The sequence below is a fragment of the Albidovulum litorale genome, from assembly GCF_025751495.1.
Taxonomy (GTDB): domain Bacteria; phylum Pseudomonadota; class Alphaproteobacteria; order Rhodobacterales; family Rhodobacteraceae; genus Albidovulum; species Albidovulum litorale.
The window spans coordinates 42,329-60,999 of sequence record NZ_JAOWKZ010000005.1 but is presented as its reverse complement, the minus strand read 5'-3'; the positions used below and the strand labels follow the sequence as shown (position 1 = coordinate 60,999).

The following is an 18,671-nucleotide window of genomic DNA, read 5'->3' as shown; positions in this document are numbered from 1 at the left end:
GAGTGGGAAGAACGATGGCAAGTTGGGGTGGGCTGTTTTCGGCCGATATGGCGATCGACCTGGGGACGGCGAACACGCTCGTCTATGTGAAGGGCAAGGGGATCATCCTCAATGAGCCTTCGGTCGTGGCCTATCATGTCAAGGACGGCAAGAAACAGGTTCTGGCCGTAGGCGAGGATGCGAAACTGATGCTGGGCCGCACCCCGGGTTCCATCGAGGCGATCCGGCCGATGCGTGAAGGCGTCATCGCCGATTTCGACGTCGCCGAGGAGATGATCAAGCACTTCATCCGCAAGGTCCATCGCCGCACCACCTTCTCCAAGCCGAAGATCATCGTCTGTGTGCCGCACGGCGCCACCCCGGTCGAGAAGCGGGCTATCCGGCAGTCGGTCCTATCGGCTGGCGCGCGGCGCGCGGGGCTCATCGCCGAACCGATCGCGGCGGCCATCGGCGCGGGGATGCCGATCACCGATCCGACCGGCTCCATGGTCGTCGATATCGGTGGCGGCACGACCGAGGTTGCGGTGCTCTCGCTCGGCGACATCGTCTATGCCCGCTCGGTCCGCGTCGGCGGCGACCGCATGGATGAGGCGATCATCAGCCACCTGCGCCGCCAGCAGAACCTTCTGATCGGCGAAAGCACGGCCGAGCGCATCAAGACCTCCATTGGCACGGCACGTATGCCGGACGACGGTCGTGGCGCCAGCATGCAGATCCGCGGCCGCGACCTGCTGAACGGCGTACCGAAGGAAGTGGAGATCAACCAGGCCCAGATCGCCGAAGCTCTGGCCGAACCTGTGCAGGCGATCTGCGAGGCGGTGATGATCGCGCTGGAAGCGACGCCCCCCGATCTGGCCGCCGATATCGTCGATCGTGGCGTGATGCTGACCGGCGGCGGCGCGCTTTTGGGCGAGCTTGACCTCGCGCTTCGCGAACAGACCGGCCTCTCGATCTCCATCGCCGACCAGTGCCTGAATTGTGTTGCCCTCGGCACCGGCAAGGCACTGGAATATGAAAAACAACTCCGGCATGTGATAGATTACGACAGCTGAGACCTGACCCCAGCGCCCGACGACGAGGCCGACTGTGGCACGAGACCGCAACACCGAAGCCGAATTCAAGCGCCCGCTGCGCCGGGTGCTGGTCTCTGCGCTTATCTTCCTGCTAGCCGTCATCTTCCTGATCTGGCGCATCGACAGCCCACGCGTTGAACGGTTCCGCGCGGCCGTCATCGACCGGGTCGTGCCGAACATGGAATGGGCGCTGGTGCCGGTGACCAAGTTCATGGATATGGTCGACGGGTTCCAGTCCTACGCCGCGCTTTATGACCAGAACCAGGAACTGCGCCGCGAATTGCAGCAGATGAAGGCCTGGAAAGAAGCCGCCGTTCAGCTAGAGCAGCAAAACGCCAAGCTATTGGCGCAAAACCAGGTCCGGCTCGACCCGAAACTGACCTCGGTTTCGGGTGTCGTGCTGGCCGATGCCGGGTCGCCCTTCCGCCAGTCTGTTCTTCTGAATGTCGGATCGCGCGACGGGATCGTCGATGGCTGGGCGACCATGGACGGGCTGGGCCTCGTCGGTCGCATCTCGGGTGTCGGCCAGACCACCGCTCGGGTGATACTTCTGACCGACGCATCGAGCCGCATCCCGGTCGTGATCCAGCCCTCGGGCCAGAAGGCGATGCTCGTGGGGGACAATTCCCACTCTCCGCCGGTTGAGTTTCTGGAAGCGCCGGAACAGGTCCGCCCCGGCGACCGGGTGATTTCCTCGGGCGATGGCGGGGTCTTTCCGGCAGGGCTGCTCGTCGGGCAGGTCACGCTTGGCACCGACCAGCGGCTTCGCGTGGCGCTTGCCGCTGACTACGAGCGGCTGAACTTCCTTCGGGTCCTGCGCAGTCACCCGGCCGAACAGATTACCGAGGCGGGCCGCCTGATCCCGCCACCTATTGCGCCGGATACAGAGGCTGCGGAGACCCCGGCACCAGCGGAGGCCGGAGATGGTTGATCCGGCCGCCGCCTCCAGGTTCAGCTATCGCAGCCTGTTCCTTGCCCTTGCCGCAGCGGTCCTTTTCGTGCGGCTCCTGCCGCTGAGCGCCCTGCCCGCGAGGTTTCCGGGGCCCGATCTAATCTTGTGTCTCGCGCTGGCCTGGGTTCATCGGCGCCCCGACTATGCGCCTGCGCTGCTGATTGTGATCGTCTTTCTGATCGAAGACATCCTCGCGATGCGGCCACCGGGCCTCTGGGCGCTGATCGTGCTTCTGGGCACGGAATTCCTGCGATCCCGCGAGGCACTGTTGCGTGATCTTCCCTTCGTTGTCGAATGGGCTGTGACCGGCGCCCTGATCCTGGCCATGGCAATCGTGAACTGGCTCATACTTGCGCTGTTCCTCGTGCCGCAGGCAGAATTCGGACCGGTCATTCTTCAGGTGATTACCACAATCGTCGCCTATCCGTTCATCGTTCTGGCCACTCTCTTCGTCCTTGGGGTCCGCAGGACGGCAACGGGTGAGGTCGATACTTTGGGGCGCCGGATATGAGACGTTCTCCGCGCGACGCACAGGAAAGCCACCGCCGCATTGGCCGACGCGCGATGCTGCTCGGGTCGCTTCAGGCGGTCTTTGTCGGCACGCTGGCCTTCCGAATGCGGTACCTCCAGGTCGACCAAGCTGACGAGTTTCTGCTTCTTGCCGAGGAAAATTCGATCAAGGTCCGCCTCCTGCCACCCGCCAGGGGATTGATTCAGGACCGTAACGGGACGGTGATCGCCGGCAACGAGCAGAACTACCGCATCACCGTTATTCAGGAAGATGCGGGGGATACCTCGGCGGTTCTCGACGAACTGGCCCAGCTTATCCCGCTAACTGATGACGACCGGGAGCGAACGCTGAAAGAAGCCGCACGCACGCCCACCCTGCCGATCACCATCGCCGACCGACTGAGCTGGGAGGAGTTTTCCCGCGTTGCCGTCAACGCCCCTGCCCTTCCCGGGATCACAACCGAGGTCGGACTTTCACGGTTCTATCCGCAAGGTGGCGATTTCGCCCATGTCCTCGGCTATGTCGGCCCGGTCAGCGATTACGACCTGTCGAAGATCGAGGACCCGGACCCACTGCTGAAGATCCCGCGGTTCCAGATTGGCAAGATCGGAGTTGAGGCCAAGCTGGAGGCCGACCTGCGCGGCAAGGCCGGTTCGCGACGGATTGAGGTCAACTCCTCGGGCCGGGTCATGCGGGAACTGGGGCGACAGGAAGGCGACCCCGGCGCAAATGTCCGCATGACGATCGACCACCGCCTGCAAAACTACGCACAAGCCCGTCTGGGCGCGGAAAGTGCCGCCGCCGTCGTCATTGATGTGCAGAACGGCGACATCCTCGCGATCAACTCCTCGCCCAGCTTCGACCCGAACCTGTTCGTGCGCGGCATTTCCGGCCCCGATTACCGGGCGCTGACGGAAAACGATCACCGCCCGCTGGCTGACAAGACCGTGCAGGGCGCCTACCCGCCCGGTTCAACCTTCAAGATCGTGACCGCGCTGGCCGCAATGGAAGCGGGTGTCATCAGCCCCAGCGAAACCGTCTATTGCCCGGGCTATACCCAGCTTGGCAACCGCCGGTTCCATTGCTGGAAACGTGGCGGCCACGGTTATGTTGCCATGACCGAGAGCCTGGAGAAGTCCTGCGACGTCTATTACTACGAAGTCGCCCAGCGCGTTGGCATCGACAAAATGGCCGAGATGGCTAGGCGACTCGGGATCGGCACCCGCTTCGATCTGCCGATGTCGGCGATTTCCGAAGGGCTCGCACCGGACAAAAACTGGAAACTAGCGAAATATGGCAAGTCCTGGCTTGTCGGCGATACGCTCAATTCCGGCATCGGTCAGGGCTATGTGCTGGCCTCTCCGCTGCAACTTGCCGTGATGACGGCAAGGGTGGCCAGCGGCCGCGCGATCGAACCGCGTCTGGTTCGGGCCGTCGATGGGGTCGACGTGCCGCTGGCGGAGGCCCCGCCGCTGGGCCTCAGTGATGCAGCTTTGCGCGCTGTCCGCCAGGGCCTGTTCGACGTCTCCAATTCGCAGAGCGGCACCGCCTATCGCTCTCGTATCGTCGACGATACGATGCGGATGGCCGGCAAGACCGGCACCAGCCAGGTCCGCAACATCACTGCTGCCGAACGGGCGCGCGGGGTTTTCCGCAATGAAGACCTGCCCTGGGAACGCCGCGACCACGCACTTTACGTCTGCTACGCGCCGTTTGATGCGCCAAAGGTCGCGGTTTCGGTCGTGGTCGAGCATGGCGGCGGCGGGTCAACGGCGGCGGCACCCATCGCCCGCGATATCGTGCTTCAGGCGCTTCATGGCGGGACACCCCCCCTTGCAGCCTATCCCGCCGACCAGCGCAACCGGATCGAGGCGGAGCGCGAGAAACTGCAGCTTCTCGACCCAGAAGGCCCCAGCGGTGGGCGGTCGCGCGCATGAGTTATCTGGAGTACAACGTCAAGACGGTGCCGTCGGGCCTGCGGAAGGTCCTGCATGTCAACTGGCCTCTGGTCCTGCTGCTGGCGGCTGTCGCCTCGGTCGGCTTTCTCATGCTTTATTCGGTGGCTGGCGGCCGGATCGAGGTCTGGGCCGAACCGCAGATGAAGCGTTTCGCGATCGGGATCGTCGGCATGCTGATGATTGGATTCGTACCGATCTGGTTCTGGCGCAACGTGTCCGCCGTCGCCTATCTCGGTTCGCTACTGCTGCTCGTGGCGGTGGAGTTTTTCGGCGATATCGGCATGGGGGCACAGCGCTGGTTGGAAATCGGCCCCTTGCGCCTGCAACCCTCGGAACTAATGAAGATCGCGCTCGTCATGTTTCTGGCCGCGTATTACGACTGGCTCGACGTCAAGAAGGTGTCGCATCCGCTTTGGGTGATTATCCCCGTCGCAATCATCCTTGTGCCCACCTTCCTCGTCCTGAAGCAACCCGATCTCGGCACCGCAATCCTGCTTCTGGCCGGGGGGGGCATCGTGATGTTCCTCGCGGGCGTCAGCCTTTGGTATTTCGGCACCGTCATTGCGCTTGGCGTGGCGCTGATCTTTACCGTGATCGAAAGCCGCGGCACCGACTGGCAACTGATCAAGGACTACCAGTTCCGCCGGATCGACACCTTCCTTGACCCGTCAGCCGATCCGCTCGGCGCGGGCTACAACATCACGCAGGCGCAGATCGCGCTTGGTTCTGGCGGCTGGGCGGGCAAAGGGTTCATGCAGGGAACCCAGTCGCGGCTGAACTTCCTGCCGGAAAAGCACACCGACTTCATCTTCACCACGCTTGCAGAGGAATTCGGCTTTATCGGCGCCTTCTCGCTCCTCATGCTCTACGTGCTGATCCTTGTCTTCTGTATCCAGTCGGCGCTGGCGAACCGCGACAGGTTCTCGGCGCTTCTGACACTGGGGGTCAGCAGCACCTTCTTTCTGTTCTTCATGGTAAACATGTCGATGGTGACGGGGCTGATGCCGGTCGTCGGCGTGCCCCTGCCGCTTGTCTCTTATGGCGGAACCGCGATGATCATCCTTCTGGCCGGGTTCGGCCTTGTGCAAAGCGCCCATATCCACCGTCCGAGGTAACATGCCCGTAACCGTCTTCTTCGCCGCCGGTCCCGCCAACTGGGAAGAGTACCGAGATCCCCTGAACACCGCCTTTGCGGAAGCCGGGCTGGACGTCGCGATGTCCGACCGGGCCGATAACCCTCTTTCGGTCGACTATATCGTTTTCGCGCCGGGGGGGATCATCGAGGATTTCGGGCCTTACGTGAACTGCAAGGCGGTTCTGAACCTCTGGGCGGGGGTGGAGCGTCTAGTGACCAACCCGACCCTGACCCAGCCCCTTGCGCGCATGGTCGACTGGGGCCTGACCGAAGGCATGGTGGAATACGTGGTTGGCCATGTCCTGCGCCATCATCTGGGGATGGATGCCCATATCCATGGACAGGATGGCGTCTGGCGCAATTCGGTACTGCCGCCTTTGGCCCGCGAGCGTCCGGTTGCCATGCTGGGGCTTGGTGAGCTGGGGCAGGCCTCGGCGCGGGCGCTGACCGCTCTGAATTTCCCTGTCATGGGCTGGAGCCGCAGCCCCAAGACCATTGACAGTATCGAATGCCATTCGGAGGAGGCAGGGCTAAAACATGTCCTCTCACGCGCCGAAATCGCTGTTCTTCTTTTGCCGCTGACGGACGAGACCCGCGACCTGATAAATGCAGAGCGGTTGGCGATGATGCCGAAAGGGGCGGTGATCATAAATCCCGGGCGCGGGCCCCTGATCGACGATAACGCGCTGCTTGCTGCCCTTGATGCGGGTCAGATTGGCCATGCCACGCTCGACGTTTTCCGGACCGAGCCCTTGCCGGCGGACCATCCGTTCTGGGCGCATCCGAAGGTCACCGTGACCCCGCACATCGCCGCTGACACGCGGCCCTCGAGTTCGTCTCAAGTCATTGCCGAGAACATCCGGCGCGGTGAGGCGGACGAACCATTCCTGCACCTCGTGGACAGGTCGCGCGGGTATTAAAGCGGCCAGACCGGCCTATTTGAGTTTGGGTGGACGTGCCGGATTCATGCCCGGTGCGGCGGGAGTGACAACCTGCACGGTCTCAGCCTCAGGCACCGGCAAGTCGAACCGTAACGAAACCCGGGCAATGCGTAAGGTGAGAGGGTCTTCCGCGCCCGGGAAAGCCACGTCGATCTCGCCCGCCTCGATCCCCGAAAAGACCAAAGCCTCCGAAACCGCCTTGGCGAGCGCGGCCTCTGCCCCTTCCACAGCGCCCTCGAACGCCAGAAGATGGCCGCGCCGCGCGTCGCCATACCCGACGGCGACCAGATGCGCGGCGCGGGCGAGCCCGGCGAGCCCCGCGAGTTTCGCATCCAGTGCGGCCACTACCGCCTCGGGCAGTCCCTGCGGGGCCGAGACGGAGGCGATCCAACCTTCGGCCTGATCGGGTGTGTGATCGAGGGTTCCCGCAAGCCAGCCGAGCGCCTCCGTCGGCATCAGATAAGCTGAAGGTGCAACCCCGAGATTGAGGCCAAGCCCCACACCCTGCCCCGCCAGCGCCCGCGCGATCACCCGGCCCGGCAGCGCGGCATAAGGCGCGGGCGCGCCGGTGAATTCGGCCAGCCGTTCCTCGGTGTCGAAGGCCAGCGCGAACCGCCCCTCGTCAAGGGGAAAGACCTGCGGGGCGACGGTTTCGCCCTTGGGTTCGGCTTCCAGCAGCAGGAAAAGCTCGGCATCGGCCAGCCGCTCATAGAATCTCAGCCGCGCCGCATCGTCCCCTGGCGCGGCCTCCATCGCCCGATGGGCACGGTCAAGCATCGTTTCAGTCACTGGTCAGCACCTCGGCCAGCCGTGCGCGGGCCTCTGGCAGAAGCTCTGCCTCGAACCACGGGTTGCGTTTCAGCCAGCCGGTATTGCGCCAGGACGGGTGAGGCAAGGGAAAGACGCGCGGCGCATGGTCGCGCCAGCGTTTCACGGTCTCGGTCACGCCACCTTTTACGGCCGATGCGCCGAGATGCCAGCGATGGGCATAACCCCCGACAAGGAAGAGGATCCGGACATTCGGCAGGCCTGCCATCACCCGCGCATGCCAGTGCGCGGCGCAGCGTTTCGGCGGCGGCAGGTCCGACCCCTTGGCGTCATAGCCCGGAAAGCAGAAGGCCATGGGCACGATGGCCACCGTCTCGCGGTCATAAAAGCCCTGCGGATCGAGCCCCAGCCAGTCGCGCAGCCGGTCGCCTGACGGATCGGTGAAAGGCCGACCGCTCTCATGCACCCGCGCGCCGGGTGCTTGCCCGGCGATCAGGACCCGCGCTGAAGGGCGGAACCAGACCACCGGGCGCGGTACATGCGCCGTTGCGGTCCGCGCGAAATCCTCGGCGCAGAGGCGGCAGGCGGATATGTCGTCGGTCAGAGCCATGGCCCGCACTCTGCCGCGACGACCCGGTGAGGAAAAGGCGCAATCACATCATTTCGATAATCATCGAAATTTTCCTTGCGCGACTCAGTCATTTCGATAATTCTAGAAACATGAAACATGTGACCACCGATGACCTCTCCGTCGAAATCGCCGCCTCGACCTTCGCGGCGCTTGGTTCCGAACAACGGCTCGCCGTCCTGCGTACATTGGTGCGCGCGGGGCCGGACGGGCTGACCATCGGCACGCTGGGCGAACGGGCGGGTGTGACTGGATCGACATTGACCCATCACATGAAGATCCTCGCTCAGGCCGGCTTGGTGACGCAGACGAAACAGGGACGGTCGATCATCTGCGCCGCAGTGGCCTATGAACAGGTCCGGGCCCTGTCGAAATTCCTTCTGAACGAATGCTGCGCCGACAGCAACCAACCGGGGCATCGCCATGGCTGAAACCACCCATTCGCACGACCACAGCCATTCGCGCCTGCCCGTCGACGGCGCATGGATAGCACTGTCGGTCCTGCTGGCCACGGTCGCGCTCTTCGACCTTTATGCCCTTTGGCCAACCATCCGCTTCACTGGTGGCGCGATTGTTTCGACCGCGCCATTCATCGCCTTCGCCGTCCTTGCCATCGGCTACCTGAAGGCGACCGGGGCCGAGACTCTTGTCGCCCGCGCCTTCGAGGGCCGTAAGACGCGGATGATCGTTCTGGCGGCGATGATGGGCGGGCTTGCGCCCTTCTGTTCCTGTGAGGTCATCCCCTTCATCGCCGCCCTCCTCGCGCTCGGCGCGCCCCTGAGCGCTGTTATGGCTTTCTGGCTGGCGTCCCCATTGATGGATCCTGCGATGTTCGCGATCACGGCGGGCACACTCGGGTTCGGTTTCGCCGCCGCCAAAACCGCCGCAGCGATCGGGCTTGGGCTGTTGGGCGGGTTCGGCACGATGGCCTTTGCCGCAACACCGGTCTTCCGCGATCCCCTTCGCAAGAAACCGGCACCGGCCTGCGGAAGCTCTTGCTGCGGCACGGAAAAGCCCATGTCGGGCAAGCCGGTTTGGCGGTTCTGGAGTGATCCGGACCGACGCGACACATTCCGCTCGGCCGCCACCGAAAACGCCGTTTTCCTTCTAAAATGGCTGACGCTCGCCTATGCCGTCGAGGCCGTGATGATCCGCTACATCCCCGCCGACTGGATCGCGGGCGTACTTGGCGGCAGCGGGATCGGCCCCATCGTGCTTGGCGCACTGGTCGGCGCACCCGCCTATCTCAACGGCTATGCCGCCGTGCCACTGGTTGACGCACTTTTGGAACAGGGCATGTCGAAAGGGGCCGCGATGAGTTTCATGCTGGCCGGCGGCGTCAGCTGCATCCCCGCCGCTATCGCCGTCTGGGCGCTGGTGAAACCCCGCATATTCGCCGCCTATCTCGGCTATGCCTTCGTGGGTTCCATCATCGCCGGGCTGGTCTGGCAGGCCATCGCCTGACGCCTTCCAAACCGTTGCTCCTAGACCTGTTTTCCGATAAGTCCGGGAAAACAGGGCCAAAGCGGGAGGGGGCACGCGCATGTATCGCGTCTGGAATTACGTCACCAACTATTCTCTGCTGTTGATCGCCGGGGCCCTGATCGCGCTCATATGGGCCAATATCGACGCGTCGAGTTACCACCACTTCGTCGACTTCGTGATCGTCGATCACTTCTTCATCGGCCATGCGCATGAGGAAGGCGGCCAGATCACCCGGACGCTGACGCTGCACTACCTCGTCAACGACATCGGCATGGCCTTCTTCTTCGCCATCGCGGCGAAGGAAGTGTGGGAGGCGATCATCCTCGAAAACGGCTCGCTTCGCGGCAAGAAGGCGATGACGCCCCTGATCGCGACCGCAGGCGGCATGTTCGGCCCGATCGCCGTGTATCTTGGCCTTGCCGCCGTTCTGGGTGTCTATGAGACGGTGAGCCGTGGCTGGGCGATCCCCACCGCCACCGATATCGCGTTTTCCTACCTTGTCGGCCGCATGGTCTTTGGCGCCGGGCACCCGGCGATCCGCTTCCTGCTGCTGCTGGCTATTGCCGACGATGCGGCGGGACTGATTATTCTGGCGATCTTCTATCCATCTGGTGATCTTGCACCGGAATGGCTGATCCTGTCCTTCGGCGCGGCCTTTGCCGTCTTCGTGCTGGCCAACTGGCTGCCGCGTCGCCTTGACCGGGGCAACCAGTTGCGCCCGAACTCCACCTGGGTTCGGCAGAAGCTGTCGTTCTGGCCCTATCTCATCGCCGGCTGCCTGAGCTGGTACGGTTTTCAGGAATCGGGCATCCACCCCGCGCTTGGCCTTCTGCCCATCGTGCCGGCGATCCCGCATGCTGATCGCGCCTTCGGTATCTTCGCCGAGGCCGAACAGTACCTCACCGACCTTTTGAACTGGATCGAGCATCATCTGAAATACCCGGTGGAGTTTGTCCTGTTCTTCTTCGGCCTTCTGAACGCGGGCGTGGAGTTCTCGGCGATTGCCGAGCCGACGTGGCTGGTGCTCCTGGGGCTGATCATCGGCAAGCCTGTCGGTATCTTCCTGTTCGGCTGGTTCGCCGCCTATCCGATGAAACTCGGCCTGCCGCAGGGCATGCGGTCGGTCGACCTCGTCGTAATCGGTTTCGTCGCCGCCATCGGCTTCACCGTTGCGCTCTTTGTCGCCTCGGTCGCCTTCCCGGCCGGACCGGTTCAGGATGCCGCCAAGATGGGTGCGCTCTTCTCCTTCGGCGCGGCGGTCCTGTCCATCATTGCGGGTAAGGCCTTCCGGGTCGAGAAGGTCAACGGCTGACATTTGCGGCACGGGCGCCCTTTAAAATGCGCCTGTGCCGCCATAATCCGGGCAAGATGTGATTGTAGCTGCTATGTTAACGATCATCGCCTAACGATACAGGCAGGCAGAGCAGCGCCAGGGCCAACGGATGCTCGAATTCGAGAATGTCAGCAAGTCCTTCTGGACCGGAAAACAGCGCAAGGTCATTCTTGATCAGGCGTCCTTCCGCGTTGAACTAGGCAATTCTTTGGGCATCCTTGCCGAGAACGGCGCGGGCAAGACCACGATCATCAACATGATGGCAGGGCTGGAAAAACCCGATGAGGGGACCGTTCGCAAATCCTGCCGCGTTTCCTTCCCGCTTGGCTTCATGGGCGGCGTTGTCGGCAAGCACACCGCCCGCGAAAACGCGCGGTTCATTGCCCGTCTCTACGGGCTCGACCCCGACTATGTGGAGGCGTTCAGCCGTTGGCTCTGCGGGATCGAGGAGTACTTCGACATGCCGGTCGGAACATTCAGTTCCGGGATGAAGCAGCGGTTCACGTTCTCGCTTCTCCTCGCGATGGAATTTGATATCTACCTGATCGATGAAGGCATGCCCGGCACCACGGACGTGGAATTTAACCGCAAGGCGGGCACGGTACTGCGTGACCGGCTCAAGACCGCAACGGTGATCGTCGTGTCGCATCAGGCCGGGACGCTGGAAAAATTCTGCCGCAGCGCCGCTGTATTGCGGCACGGTCGGCTGCACATGTTCGACACGCTGGAAGAAGCGAAACGGATGTACGACTATGCTTAAGGCCCAAAGGTTTCGTATTCGCCCCAGTGACCGGCCGCCGGCGACACCGGCTTCCGAACCGCTCGCGCCGCCCGATGACGGTTTTGGCGATCAGAAGTTTCCAACGGCCGAACAACCCGCGGCACCGAAAAGTACCGCTGAGGATCTGGCCGCAATTCGCGCCGAGGGGCTGACCGGCCGCCAGCTCAGAACCGCCCGGCGCGTTGCCCAGAAAAACGGCATCGAAGCGGCCGACGATTTCGACGCTGTACGATTGTTGCGGAAACGCGGGATCGACCCGTTCCAGCCTTCGCAGGTCATGCAACTCATCGAAGGCGACCGGCCGGGTCCGGATCAGGCAGGGCGCATTCAGTTGCCGCAGACCCTGCCCGAACCGCCCGGCGTTCCTGGCCGCCCCCTTGAGCAGGATGATCGCGCATCGGCGATCCAGCAGATTCAGCGCGATATCGTCCGCCGCCGCCGCCGCAACTTCAGGATGCTGCTTGCCCGGCTTGCCGCATTCGTGCTGGTACCGACGATCGTCGTCGGCTGGTACTACTTCAAGTTGGCGACGCCCCTCTACGCGACCTACAGCGAATTCATCATCCAGCAGAGCGAAGGGCAGGCTGCGAATATCGGCTCGATGTTCCGGGGAACACAGTTCGCCACATCGCAGGATTCGATCAACGTCCAAGGCTATCTGCAATCGCGGGATGCCATGCTCCGTCTCGATCAGGACCATGGCTTCAAGGCGCATTTCAGTCAGCCATCCATCGACCCGCTGCAGCGGCTGGACGCGGACGCCACGAACGAGGCCGCTTACAAACTCTACAAGCGCAACGTCAAGATCGGCTACGACCCGACCGAAGGCATCATCAAGATGGAGATCATCGCCGCCGATCCCCATGTCAGCCAGACCTTCTCCGAGGCGCTGATCGGCTATGCCGAAGAGCAGGTGGACCAGCTTTCGTCCCGTCTGCGCGAGGATCAGATGCAGGGCGCACGCGACAGCTATGACGATGCCGAACGCAAGGTAAGCGAAGCGCAGCAGCGCGTGCTGGCCTTGCAGGAGGAATTGGGCATCCTCGACCCGGCGACCGAAAGCGGTTCGGTGATGACCCAGATCAACGGGTTCGAAATTGAATTGCAAAAAAAGCGGCTGGAACTGCAGCAGCTTTTGGACAATGCCCGCCCCAACCAGGCCCGTGTGAAGGGTGTGGAAGGCGATGTTCAACGGCTTGAACAGCTGATCGCGGGCTTGCGGGCGCAATTGACCGAAGGCGGCGCTGGCGGCGTCTCACTTGCGCAGGTGACCGGCAAGCTGAGGATCGCCGAGGCCGATCTGCAGACCCGCCAACTCATGCTGGCGCAGGCGTTGCAACAACTTGAAACCGCCCGGATCGAGGCCAATCGTCAGGTCCGCTATCTTGAACCCAGCGTCCGGCCGGTCGCCCCGGACGAGGCGACCTATCCCCGCGCTTTCGAAAACACGGTCTTGGCCTTTCTGATCTTCGGTGGCATTTACCTCGTGATGTCACTGACCGCCTCGATCCTGCGGGAACAGGCGACCTCGTAAGGAGCCGGAGATGACCGAGATGAAGGAAGTGGCCGTCGGCGGGCTGACCGTCGGCAACGACCGGGTGCTGACCGTGATCGCGGGTCCCTGCCAGTTGGAAAGCGCCGATCACGCGCAGATGATCGCCGGCACGATGGCCGAGGCCTGCGCAAAGGCCGGGGCGCAGTACATCTTCAAGGCCAGCTACGACAAGGCGAACCGCACGTCGTTGAAAGGCAAGCGCGGAATCGGGATGGATGCGGGGCTTAAAGTGCTCGAAGGCGTGCGCACGGCGCTCGGCATGCCGGTCCTGACCGATATCCATGATGCCGAACAGGCGCGTATCGCAGCCGAAGTCGTCGATGTAATCCAGATCCCGGCCTTTCTCTGCCGTCAGACCGACCTGCTGCTTGCGGCGGGTGAAACCGGCTGCGTCATCAACATCAAGAAGGGCCAGTTTCTTGCACCATGGGACATGGACAATGTCGCGGCCAAGGTCGCGAGCACGGGCAATGAAAACATCCTCCTGACCGAACGCGGCGCGAGTTTCGGCTACAATACGCTGGTCGCCGACATGCGCTCGCTGCCGAGGATGGCCAAGACCGGCTACCCGGTGATCATGGATGCAACCCATTCGGTGCAGCAACCGGGCGGTCAGGGCGGTTCCAGCGGCGGCCAGCGCGAATACGCCCCCGCCATGGCCCGTTGCGCGGTCAGCCTCGGCATCGCGGGGGTTTTCATCGAGACACATGAAGCGCCCGACACCGCGCCTTCCGATGGGCCGAACATGATCCCGCTCGACCAGATGCCGAAACTCATCGACACGCTGATGGCACTCGACCGGATTGCGAAGGCTGATCCAGTGCGGGTGTAGTGCCACCGACAGACTGATTACACCGCCTGCCCCGCCGCCCATCCTGACGACCAGGCCCATTGAAAATTATAGCCACCAAGCCAGCCGGTCACATCCACCGCCTCGCCGATGAAATAGAGCCCCGGAACGGTGCGGGCCTCCATCGTCCGCGCGTCGAGCCCTCCCGTATCGATCCCACCCAGCGTTACCTCGGCGGTGCGATACCCCTCTGACCCAACCGGCTTGACCTGCCAGCGGTTCACCGCATCGCCGATCCGATCGAGCACGGAATTCGACTGATCTGCAAGCCGCCCGGAAATCCCGGCCGCCTCAAGGACCATGTCGCCGACCTTCTCAGGCACATACCGGCCAAGCGCTGTCAGAACCGCAATGCGCCCGCCCGCACCCCGCTGCGCCTTCAACGCGCCGGCAACATCGCAGCCCCGCGCCAGATCGACCGTCAGGCTGTCCCCCTCGCGCCAGTAGGAACTGATCTGAAGAATCGACGGGCCAGAAAGACCGCGATGGGTGAACAGAAGCCCCTCCTCGAAGGCGGTCCGGCCAAGCGTCACGCGCGCCTCGACCGACACCCCGGCAAGGGGGCGCAGTTTCTCAAGATCTTGCTCCGCGAACGTCAAGGGTACCAAAGCCGGGCGGGTTTCGGTGACGGCAAGCCCGAACTGTTCGGCGATCCTGTAGGCAAAACCCGTTGCACCCATCTTCGGTATCGACTTGCCCCCCGTGGCCAGCACAAGGCTTTCGGCCCGGATCGTGCCGCCTGAGGTTTCGACCAGAAACCCGCCATCGCGGGAAACCGCCGAAATCCCGGTCCCTAATCTCAGATCCACGCCAGCCGCCACCATGTCGCGCACCAGCAGATCGACGATCTGTCGCGCACTGCCATCGCAGAAAAGCTGGCCGAGCGTCTTTTCATGCCAGGCGATTCCCGCCGCATCGACGCGGGATATGAAATCAGCAGGCGTGAAGCGTTTGAGGGCCGAGATCGCGAACCGGGGATTGCCGGAAAGAAACCGCTCAGGCGGAGCCTCCAGATTCGTGAAATTGCAGCGGCCGCCGCCCGAAATCCGGATCTTCTCGCCCGGATTTCGGGCATGGTCCAGAACAACCACCCGCCGCCCACGACGCCCAGCCTCCACCGCGCACATCATTCCGGCAGCGCCGGCCCCGATGATTATGACGTCTGTCGTTTCCATGCGGGCCGGTATACCGGAAAACCCCGAGGCACAACGGCACAATTCGACGAATTTGGTCTTGCAGGGCAGAGCCGCCTTGGGTAAGAACCCGCACCGTTGGGGCGTAGCCAAGTGGTAAGGCACCGGTTTTTGGTACCGCGCACCGTAGGTTCGAATCCTACCGCCCCAGCCACCCAGTTCCGCAATTCGAGACGGTGCGAGGTTGACCCCGGATAGTCGCGCGTTTTCCGCGACTTGCGCGGCAGGGGCGTTTGCACAGACCGCCAGGGCAGCGAGAACGGACGCTCAAATTGGCCAAAGTCTGCGTCCGGCCTTTTCGCGATACGAGGTGTGAGAGGGTACAATCAGAGCGAAGCGAGCAGCGTTCGTTGCTCTGACCAGTCGGACGGAAGCTCGTGCCGCAGGCACCAGTCGGAGGTAAACCCGATCGGCTGCTTGCCGTCGAGCACATCGCGGATGATGTCCGGGGCAAGGAAGGCGAGATCGATCATCTGCTGAACGCGACGCCTGGATGTGCCCTCGGACTCCGCGATCTCGTCGAAGCTGCGCCCGGCCCGGAGTTGCCCGAACCAGTGATGCGCGCGGGCGATGTTGCGGACCAGGGTGTCATCGCGCCCGGCGGGGGCATCGGCCAGCACCAGCTTTGTCTCCACTCCCCGCTTGCGCAGCTGGAACGGCACTGACTTCGCGAGTGCATCTGCGTCCAACCGATCCACGTCCAGCGCCAGATGCCCGGCCAGCGCAGCTGCATCGAGTTCGAGCATCAAGTGCCCTGGCACAATGTCGATGCGGCCAATGAGGTTCAGAAGATCCGCTCGACCGGCCTCGCCGCTCAACTCCACCAGCCTGGACCTCAGCGTCGCGATCTCATCGGTGTCCGGCGCGGTCACGAGGCGTGCAGGCACGGAAGCATCAGCAAGCAGATCCCGGACTATGGATTCGACCCGAGCCTCCAGCTCTTCCGCTGGCAGCCGCCATCCGGAGACACCCGCCTCGCCGCTGCGCGCCGCCAAACGGTGAGAGATGTAATAGCGTAACCGTGCACCGGCCCGGGTCCGGGAATGCGAGGGCGTGAACCGGTCGCCGGTTTCATCATAAATCTTGCCGCAGAGTAGCGAACGAGTGGACGATGCCTTCCGGGCGCGGGGTTTCCTTGCCTCGACGGTCAGTTGCGCCTGCACCGCCCTCCAAACATCCGGGTCGATGATGGCCGGGTGCTGACCATCATGGACCTGTCCCTTGTGGCGGATCTTCCCGGCATAGAGCGGGTTCGTCAGGATGTGATGGATGTGACCGCGATCAAAGGGGATCCCGCCCTGCATGCGGCCACCCGCGTTTGTCCTGCTTTTGGACCGAAGGCTCAGCACCGCTGCAGCCACTTTGACCTCCCGGATCGTGCCGTAGTCGCGGTAGAGATCGTAAAGTGTCCGCACCGCCTTCGCCTCTTCGGGATTGATCTTGAGCGTCCGCCCGTCGGCGTCGTAACCCAGAGGCACATAGCCGCCCATCCACAGCCCCTTCCTTTTGGAGGCCGCGATCTTGTCCCTGATCCGCTCGGCCGTCACCTCGCGCTCGAACTGCGCGAAGCTGAGGAGCATGTTGAGCGTCAGCCGCCCCATGCTGGTTGCCGTGTTGAAGCTCTGCGTCACCGAGACGAAGGAGGCCCCCGCTGCATCCAGCCGCTCGACGATCTTCGCGAAGTCGGCGAGCGACCTGGTGAGCCGGTCGATCTTGTAGACCACGATCTGATCGACCAACCCGCCATCGATATCGGCGAGAAGCTGCTGCATGGCCGGGCGCTCCAGCGTGCCGCCCGAAATCCCGCCGTCGTCGTATTGCGTTGGCAGCAGCACCCAGCCTTCCGCCTTCTGGCTGGCGACATAGGCGGCACAGGCTTCCCGCTGCGCATGGAGCGAGTTGAATTCCTGCTCCAACCCCTCTTCCGAGCTCTTCCGCGTATAGATGGCGCAGCGGATCTTCTTCATCCCTTGCCTCCGGTTCGATCATTGAGTCCGAAGAAGCGCGGTCCCGACCAGCTAGTGCCGGTGATGTGCCGCGCGATGGCCGAGAGCGAGGGCCAGGTCCTGCCATCAAGCCGGAAGCCTTTCTCCTGCACCTCGACCTGGTAGCTCCGCCCGTTCCAGTCCCGCACCAGATGCGCGCCGGGCCGCAACCGTCTCCGCGCCGCCTCTTCGACCGGCTTGCCCGACGCAATCTGGCTGAGCGCGCGCCGGGTGGCGGCAGGCAGTCCGCCATGACGTTTCACCTGCGCCTCATAGGCGATGGCCTTACGCAGGAAGGCGACCGAAGCATAGGCGGGCGGAGGAGACCCGAAAGCCTCCTCCCAGTCCTGCCGCAGCCTGGCGCGATCCGGATCGGCCTTACCGGGCATCGGCGGTCTCGTGGGCATCCGTGGCTGCGGGGTCCGGTGACACCGTGGCGGCTGGCGTTCCTACGATCCGGTAGCGGGTTGGCTTCCCCTGCCCCGGCTTCTCGGCAACGACATCATGGCCGGCGTTGCGCAGCCCGGTCAGCGCCGCCCGGACCGTGTGGGCCTGCCAGCCAAGCTTCGCGCTGATCGCAGCGACATCGGCGCCCGCCGCGCTGCCGAGCATACGGATCAATTGGCCCTTCTTGGTGATACGTTCGGCGGGTGGCTTCGCGAGAGCCTTGCGCCGGGGTCTTGCGTTGGTGGTCACTGTGGTCATGGTCATCTCCTGTCTTAGGTCACAGGAGCGCCCTGCCCCTGCTACTGACATGAGCCCGGACAACCCCGGGCGGAGACGTGGCCCTTTCGATCGGGCCTGTATCACTACCGCTCTGGCGCAGCACGAAGTCCAGTCAATTCGACCGGAAGGGCGGAAACCGGAAGTTCGCCGCGCCCGCAAAATAGCGTTCGGAATTCGGGAAAGCCGACTTTCGCTGCGGTCGCGAGACTGTCGGGCCGACGTTCAAAAAGCGGACACCGCGGCGGAGCCAGAACCGTGTTCTATTCTGCGCTGCCGCAGGTCGGCTCTCGAAACAGCCGATCTTTGCTCTAACTACGAGGTCTGAACTTGGCCAAAGAGCTGCTATCGGACCGCAGTAAAATTTGTCCGGTGATGGATGGTAACGATTTTGACAGGATTTCAAGAGCTTGCGGAAAGTCGTGTGCAAAATATGTTCATGTTTCGATCGCGTGATTTCGCGTCCCGTCGCGCTCTTTAGCAATCAACCTTCGTATGCGAGTTCCCTGACGATCATATGGTCAACAGGCCAGTGAATTGATCTCGCCTTAGCGCTGAACGGCCACACATTGATGTCGGAAAGAAGGAGGTCGATTTGAGCGGTGTCCATAAGACGACGGATGCTCGAGGCGGCGGCGCGTCGTCCTCGTTCTCGCGACGATCTCGCTGACCGACTGTGCAACGGGCGCTTCCGACCTTGGCAATCTCTGGGCCTTTACGCCTGTCGTCGAACACAGCAGGGAGTTCCAGGCGCGGGCGGCTCAGCAATTGGCTCTGCTGCCCGAGGGATCGGCGATCGA

General features: G+C 63.2%; 18 protein-coding genes and 1 tRNA gene. 13 read left to right on the top strand and 6 right to left on the bottom strand.

What is annotated here, in order from left to right:
• The first annotated feature begins 14 nt into the window (after positions 1–14).
• From OEZ71_RS18195 to OEZ71_RS18170, 6 genes are read left to right on the top strand one after another with little or no spacing between them, the layout of a single operon-like run.
• Positions 15–1,052: a rod shape-determining protein gene (locus tag OEZ71_RS18195; RefSeq protein WP_263741500.1), complete on the top strand. Its 1,038-nt coding sequence runs from the start codon at positions 15–17 to the stop codon at positions 1,050–1,052.
• Between the two features lie 34 nt (positions 1,053–1,086).
• A complete protein-coding gene (mreC, locus tag OEZ71_RS18190) occupies positions 1,087–2,004 on the top strand; it encodes a rod shape-determining protein MreC (protein WP_263741499.1) in 918 nt (305 codons plus the stop codon).
• On the top strand, positions 1,997–2,536 hold the full coding sequence (locus OEZ71_RS18185) for a rod shape-determining protein MreD (RefSeq protein WP_263741498.1): 540 nt from the start codon (positions 1,997–1,999) through the stop codon (positions 2,534–2,536). Before mreC ends, OEZ71_RS18185 begins: the two co-directional genes overlap by 8 nt.
• A complete protein-coding gene (gene mrdA / locus OEZ71_RS18180) occupies positions 2,533–4,473 on the top strand; it encodes a penicillin-binding protein 2 (protein WP_263741497.1) in 1,941 nt (646 codons plus the stop codon). Before OEZ71_RS18185 ends, mrdA begins: the two co-directional genes overlap by 4 nt.
• Positions 4,470–5,609, top strand: coding sequence for a rod shape-determining protein RodA (gene rodA / locus OEZ71_RS18175; RefSeq protein WP_263741496.1), 1,140 nt, complete (start codon positions 4,470–4,472; stop codon positions 5,607–5,609). Before mrdA ends, rodA begins: the two co-directional genes overlap by 4 nt.
• 1 nt (position 5,610) lies before the next feature.
• Positions 5,611–6,549 (top strand): 2-hydroxyacid dehydrogenase, encoded by a 939-nt coding sequence (locus OEZ71_RS18170; RefSeq protein ID WP_263741495.1) that lies wholly within the window; start codon positions 5,611–5,613, stop codon positions 6,547–6,549.
• Between the two features lie 15 nt (positions 6,550–6,564).
• Here OEZ71_RS18170 and OEZ71_RS18165 read toward each other — a convergent pair whose 3' ends face one another.
• Positions 6,565–7,347 (bottom strand): SseB family protein, encoded by a 783-nt coding sequence (locus OEZ71_RS18165; protein ID WP_263741494.1) that lies wholly within the window; start codon positions 7,345–7,347, stop codon positions 6,565–6,567.
• A 4-nt stretch (positions 7,348–7,351) separates the two neighbouring features.
• Complete coding sequence (locus tag OEZ71_RS18160; RefSeq protein ID WP_263741493.1) at positions 7,352–7,948, bottom strand: uracil-DNA glycosylase family protein; 597 nt, start codon at positions 7,946–7,948, stop codon at positions 7,352–7,354.
• 110 nt (positions 7,949–8,058) lie between these two features.
• Here OEZ71_RS18160 and OEZ71_RS18155 point away from each other — a divergent pair, with 110 nt between their 5' ends.
• The 6 genes from OEZ71_RS18155 (at position 8,059) to kdsA (ending at position 13,952) form a co-directional block, all read left to right on the top strand.
• A complete protein-coding gene (locus tag OEZ71_RS18155; protein WP_263741492.1) occupies positions 8,059–8,397 on the top strand; it encodes an ArsR/SmtB family transcription factor in 339 nt (112 codons plus the stop codon).
• The gene (locus tag OEZ71_RS18150) at positions 8,390–9,430 is read left to right on the top strand and encodes a permease (protein WP_263741491.1); all 1,041 of its coding nucleotides are present in this window, start codon (positions 8,390–8,392) and stop codon (positions 9,428–9,430) included. Before OEZ71_RS18155 ends, OEZ71_RS18150 begins: the two co-directional genes overlap by 8 nt.
• Positions 9,431–9,509: 79 nt before the next feature.
• Positions 9,510–10,763, top strand: a complete 1,254-nt coding sequence (locus OEZ71_RS18145; protein WP_263741490.1) for a Na+/H+ antiporter NhaA — start codon at positions 9,510–9,512, stop codon at positions 10,761–10,763.
• Between the two features lie 130 nt (positions 10,764–10,893).
• Complete coding sequence (locus OEZ71_RS18140) at positions 10,894–11,544, top strand: ABC transporter ATP-binding protein (protein ID WP_263741489.1); 651 nt, start codon at positions 10,894–10,896, stop codon at positions 11,542–11,544.
• Positions 11,537–13,099: a capsule biosynthesis protein gene (locus OEZ71_RS18135; protein ID WP_263741488.1), complete on the top strand. Its 1,563-nt coding sequence runs from the start codon at positions 11,537–11,539 to the stop codon at positions 13,097–13,099. Before OEZ71_RS18140 ends, OEZ71_RS18135 begins: the two co-directional genes overlap by 8 nt.
• Positions 13,100–13,118: 19 nt before the next feature.
• Complete coding sequence (gene kdsA, locus OEZ71_RS18130; RefSeq protein ID WP_263741828.1) at positions 13,119–13,952, top strand: 3-deoxy-8-phosphooctulonate synthase; 834 nt, start codon at positions 13,119–13,121, stop codon at positions 13,950–13,952.
• 17 nt (positions 13,953–13,969) lie between these two features.
• On the opposite strand, the gene OEZ71_RS18125 is transcribed toward kdsA, so the two are convergent.
• On the bottom strand, positions 13,970–15,145 hold the full coding sequence (locus OEZ71_RS18125; protein WP_263741487.1) for a BaiN/RdsA family NAD(P)/FAD-dependent oxidoreductase: 1,176 nt from the start codon (positions 15,143–15,145) through the stop codon (positions 13,970–13,972).
• A 97-nt stretch (positions 15,146–15,242) separates the two neighbouring features.
• On the opposite strand from OEZ71_RS18125, the gene OEZ71_RS18120 reads away from it, so the two are divergent.
• Positions 15,243–15,317 (top strand) — tRNA-Gln (locus OEZ71_RS18120).
• A gap of 172 nt (positions 15,318–15,489) precedes the next feature.
• Here the strand turns inward: OEZ71_RS18120 and OEZ71_RS18115 are convergent.
• The 3 genes from OEZ71_RS18115 to OEZ71_RS18105 are packed head-to-tail and all read right to left on the bottom strand — an operon-like array spanning position 15,490 to position 17,853.
• On the bottom strand, positions 15,490–17,130 hold the full coding sequence (locus tag OEZ71_RS18115; RefSeq protein WP_263741486.1) for a recombinase family protein: 1,641 nt from the start codon (positions 17,128–17,130) through the stop codon (positions 15,490–15,492).
• A complete protein-coding gene (locus tag OEZ71_RS18110) occupies positions 17,127–17,537 on the bottom strand; it encodes a DUF2924 domain-containing protein (RefSeq protein WP_263741485.1) in 411 nt (136 codons plus the stop codon). Before OEZ71_RS18110 ends, OEZ71_RS18115 begins: the two co-directional genes overlap by 4 nt.
• Positions 17,527–17,853, bottom strand: a complete 327-nt coding sequence (locus tag OEZ71_RS18105; protein WP_263741484.1) for a DUF3489 domain-containing protein — start codon at positions 17,851–17,853, stop codon at positions 17,527–17,529. The genes OEZ71_RS18110 and OEZ71_RS18105 overlap by 11 nt, the downstream gene beginning before the upstream one ends.
• Positions 17,854–18,671: the final 818 nt, after the last annotated feature.

Excerpts from the sequence above, each read along its gene's own strand:
- OEZ71_RS18195 (WP_263741500.1), top strand. The coding sequence starts at position 15 with ATGGCAAGTTGGGGTGGGCTGTTTTCGGCCGATATGGCGATCGACCTG.
- OEZ71_RS18185 (WP_263741498.1), top strand. The coding sequence starts at position 1,997 with ATGGTTGATCCGGCCGCCGCCTCCAGGTTCAGCTATCGCAGCCTGTTC.
- mrdA (WP_263741497.1), top strand. The coding sequence starts at position 2,533 with ATGAGACGTTCTCCGCGCGACGCACAGGAAAGCCACCGCCGCATTGGC.
- rodA (WP_263741496.1), top strand. The coding sequence starts at position 4,470 with ATGAGTTATCTGGAGTACAACGTCAAGACGGTGCCGTCGGGCCTGCGG.
- OEZ71_RS18170 (WP_263741495.1), top strand. The coding sequence starts at position 5,611 with ATGCCCGTAACCGTCTTCTTCGCCGCCGGTCCCGCCAACTGGGAAGAG.
- OEZ71_RS18165 (WP_263741494.1), bottom strand. The coding sequence starts at position 7,347 with ATGCTTGACCGTGCCCATCGGGCGATGGAGGCCGCGCCAGGGGACGAT.
- OEZ71_RS18160 (WP_263741493.1), bottom strand. The coding sequence starts at position 7,948 with ATGGCTCTGACCGACGACATATCCGCCTGCCGCCTCTGCGCCGAGGAT.
- OEZ71_RS18155 (WP_263741492.1), top strand. The coding sequence starts at position 8,059 with ATGAAACATGTGACCACCGATGACCTCTCCGTCGAAATCGCCGCCTCG.
- OEZ71_RS18150 (WP_263741491.1), top strand. The coding sequence starts at position 8,390 with ATGGCTGAAACCACCCATTCGCACGACCACAGCCATTCGCGCCTGCCC.
- OEZ71_RS18145 (WP_263741490.1), top strand. The coding sequence starts at position 9,510 with ATGTATCGCGTCTGGAATTACGTCACCAACTATTCTCTGCTGTTGATC.
- OEZ71_RS18140 (WP_263741489.1), top strand. The coding sequence starts at position 10,894 with ATGCTCGAATTCGAGAATGTCAGCAAGTCCTTCTGGACCGGAAAACAG.
- OEZ71_RS18135 (WP_263741488.1), top strand. The coding sequence starts at position 11,537 with ATGCTTAAGGCCCAAAGGTTTCGTATTCGCCCCAGTGACCGGCCGCCG.
- kdsA (WP_263741828.1), top strand. The coding sequence starts at position 13,119 with ATGAAGGAAGTGGCCGTCGGCGGGCTGACCGTCGGCAACGACCGGGTG.
- OEZ71_RS18125 (WP_263741487.1), bottom strand. The coding sequence starts at position 15,145 with ATGGAAACGACAGACGTCATAATCATCGGGGCCGGCGCTGCCGGAATG.
- OEZ71_RS18115 (WP_263741486.1), bottom strand. The coding sequence starts at position 17,130 with ATGAAGAAGATCCGCTGCGCCATCTATACGCGGAAGAGCTCGGAAGAG.
- OEZ71_RS18110 (WP_263741485.1), bottom strand. The coding sequence starts at position 17,537 with ATGCCCGGTAAGGCCGATCCGGATCGCGCCAGGCTGCGGCAGGACTGG.
- OEZ71_RS18105 (WP_263741484.1), bottom strand. The coding sequence starts at position 17,853 with ATGACCACAGTGACCACCAACGCAAGACCCCGGCGCAAGGCTCTCGCG.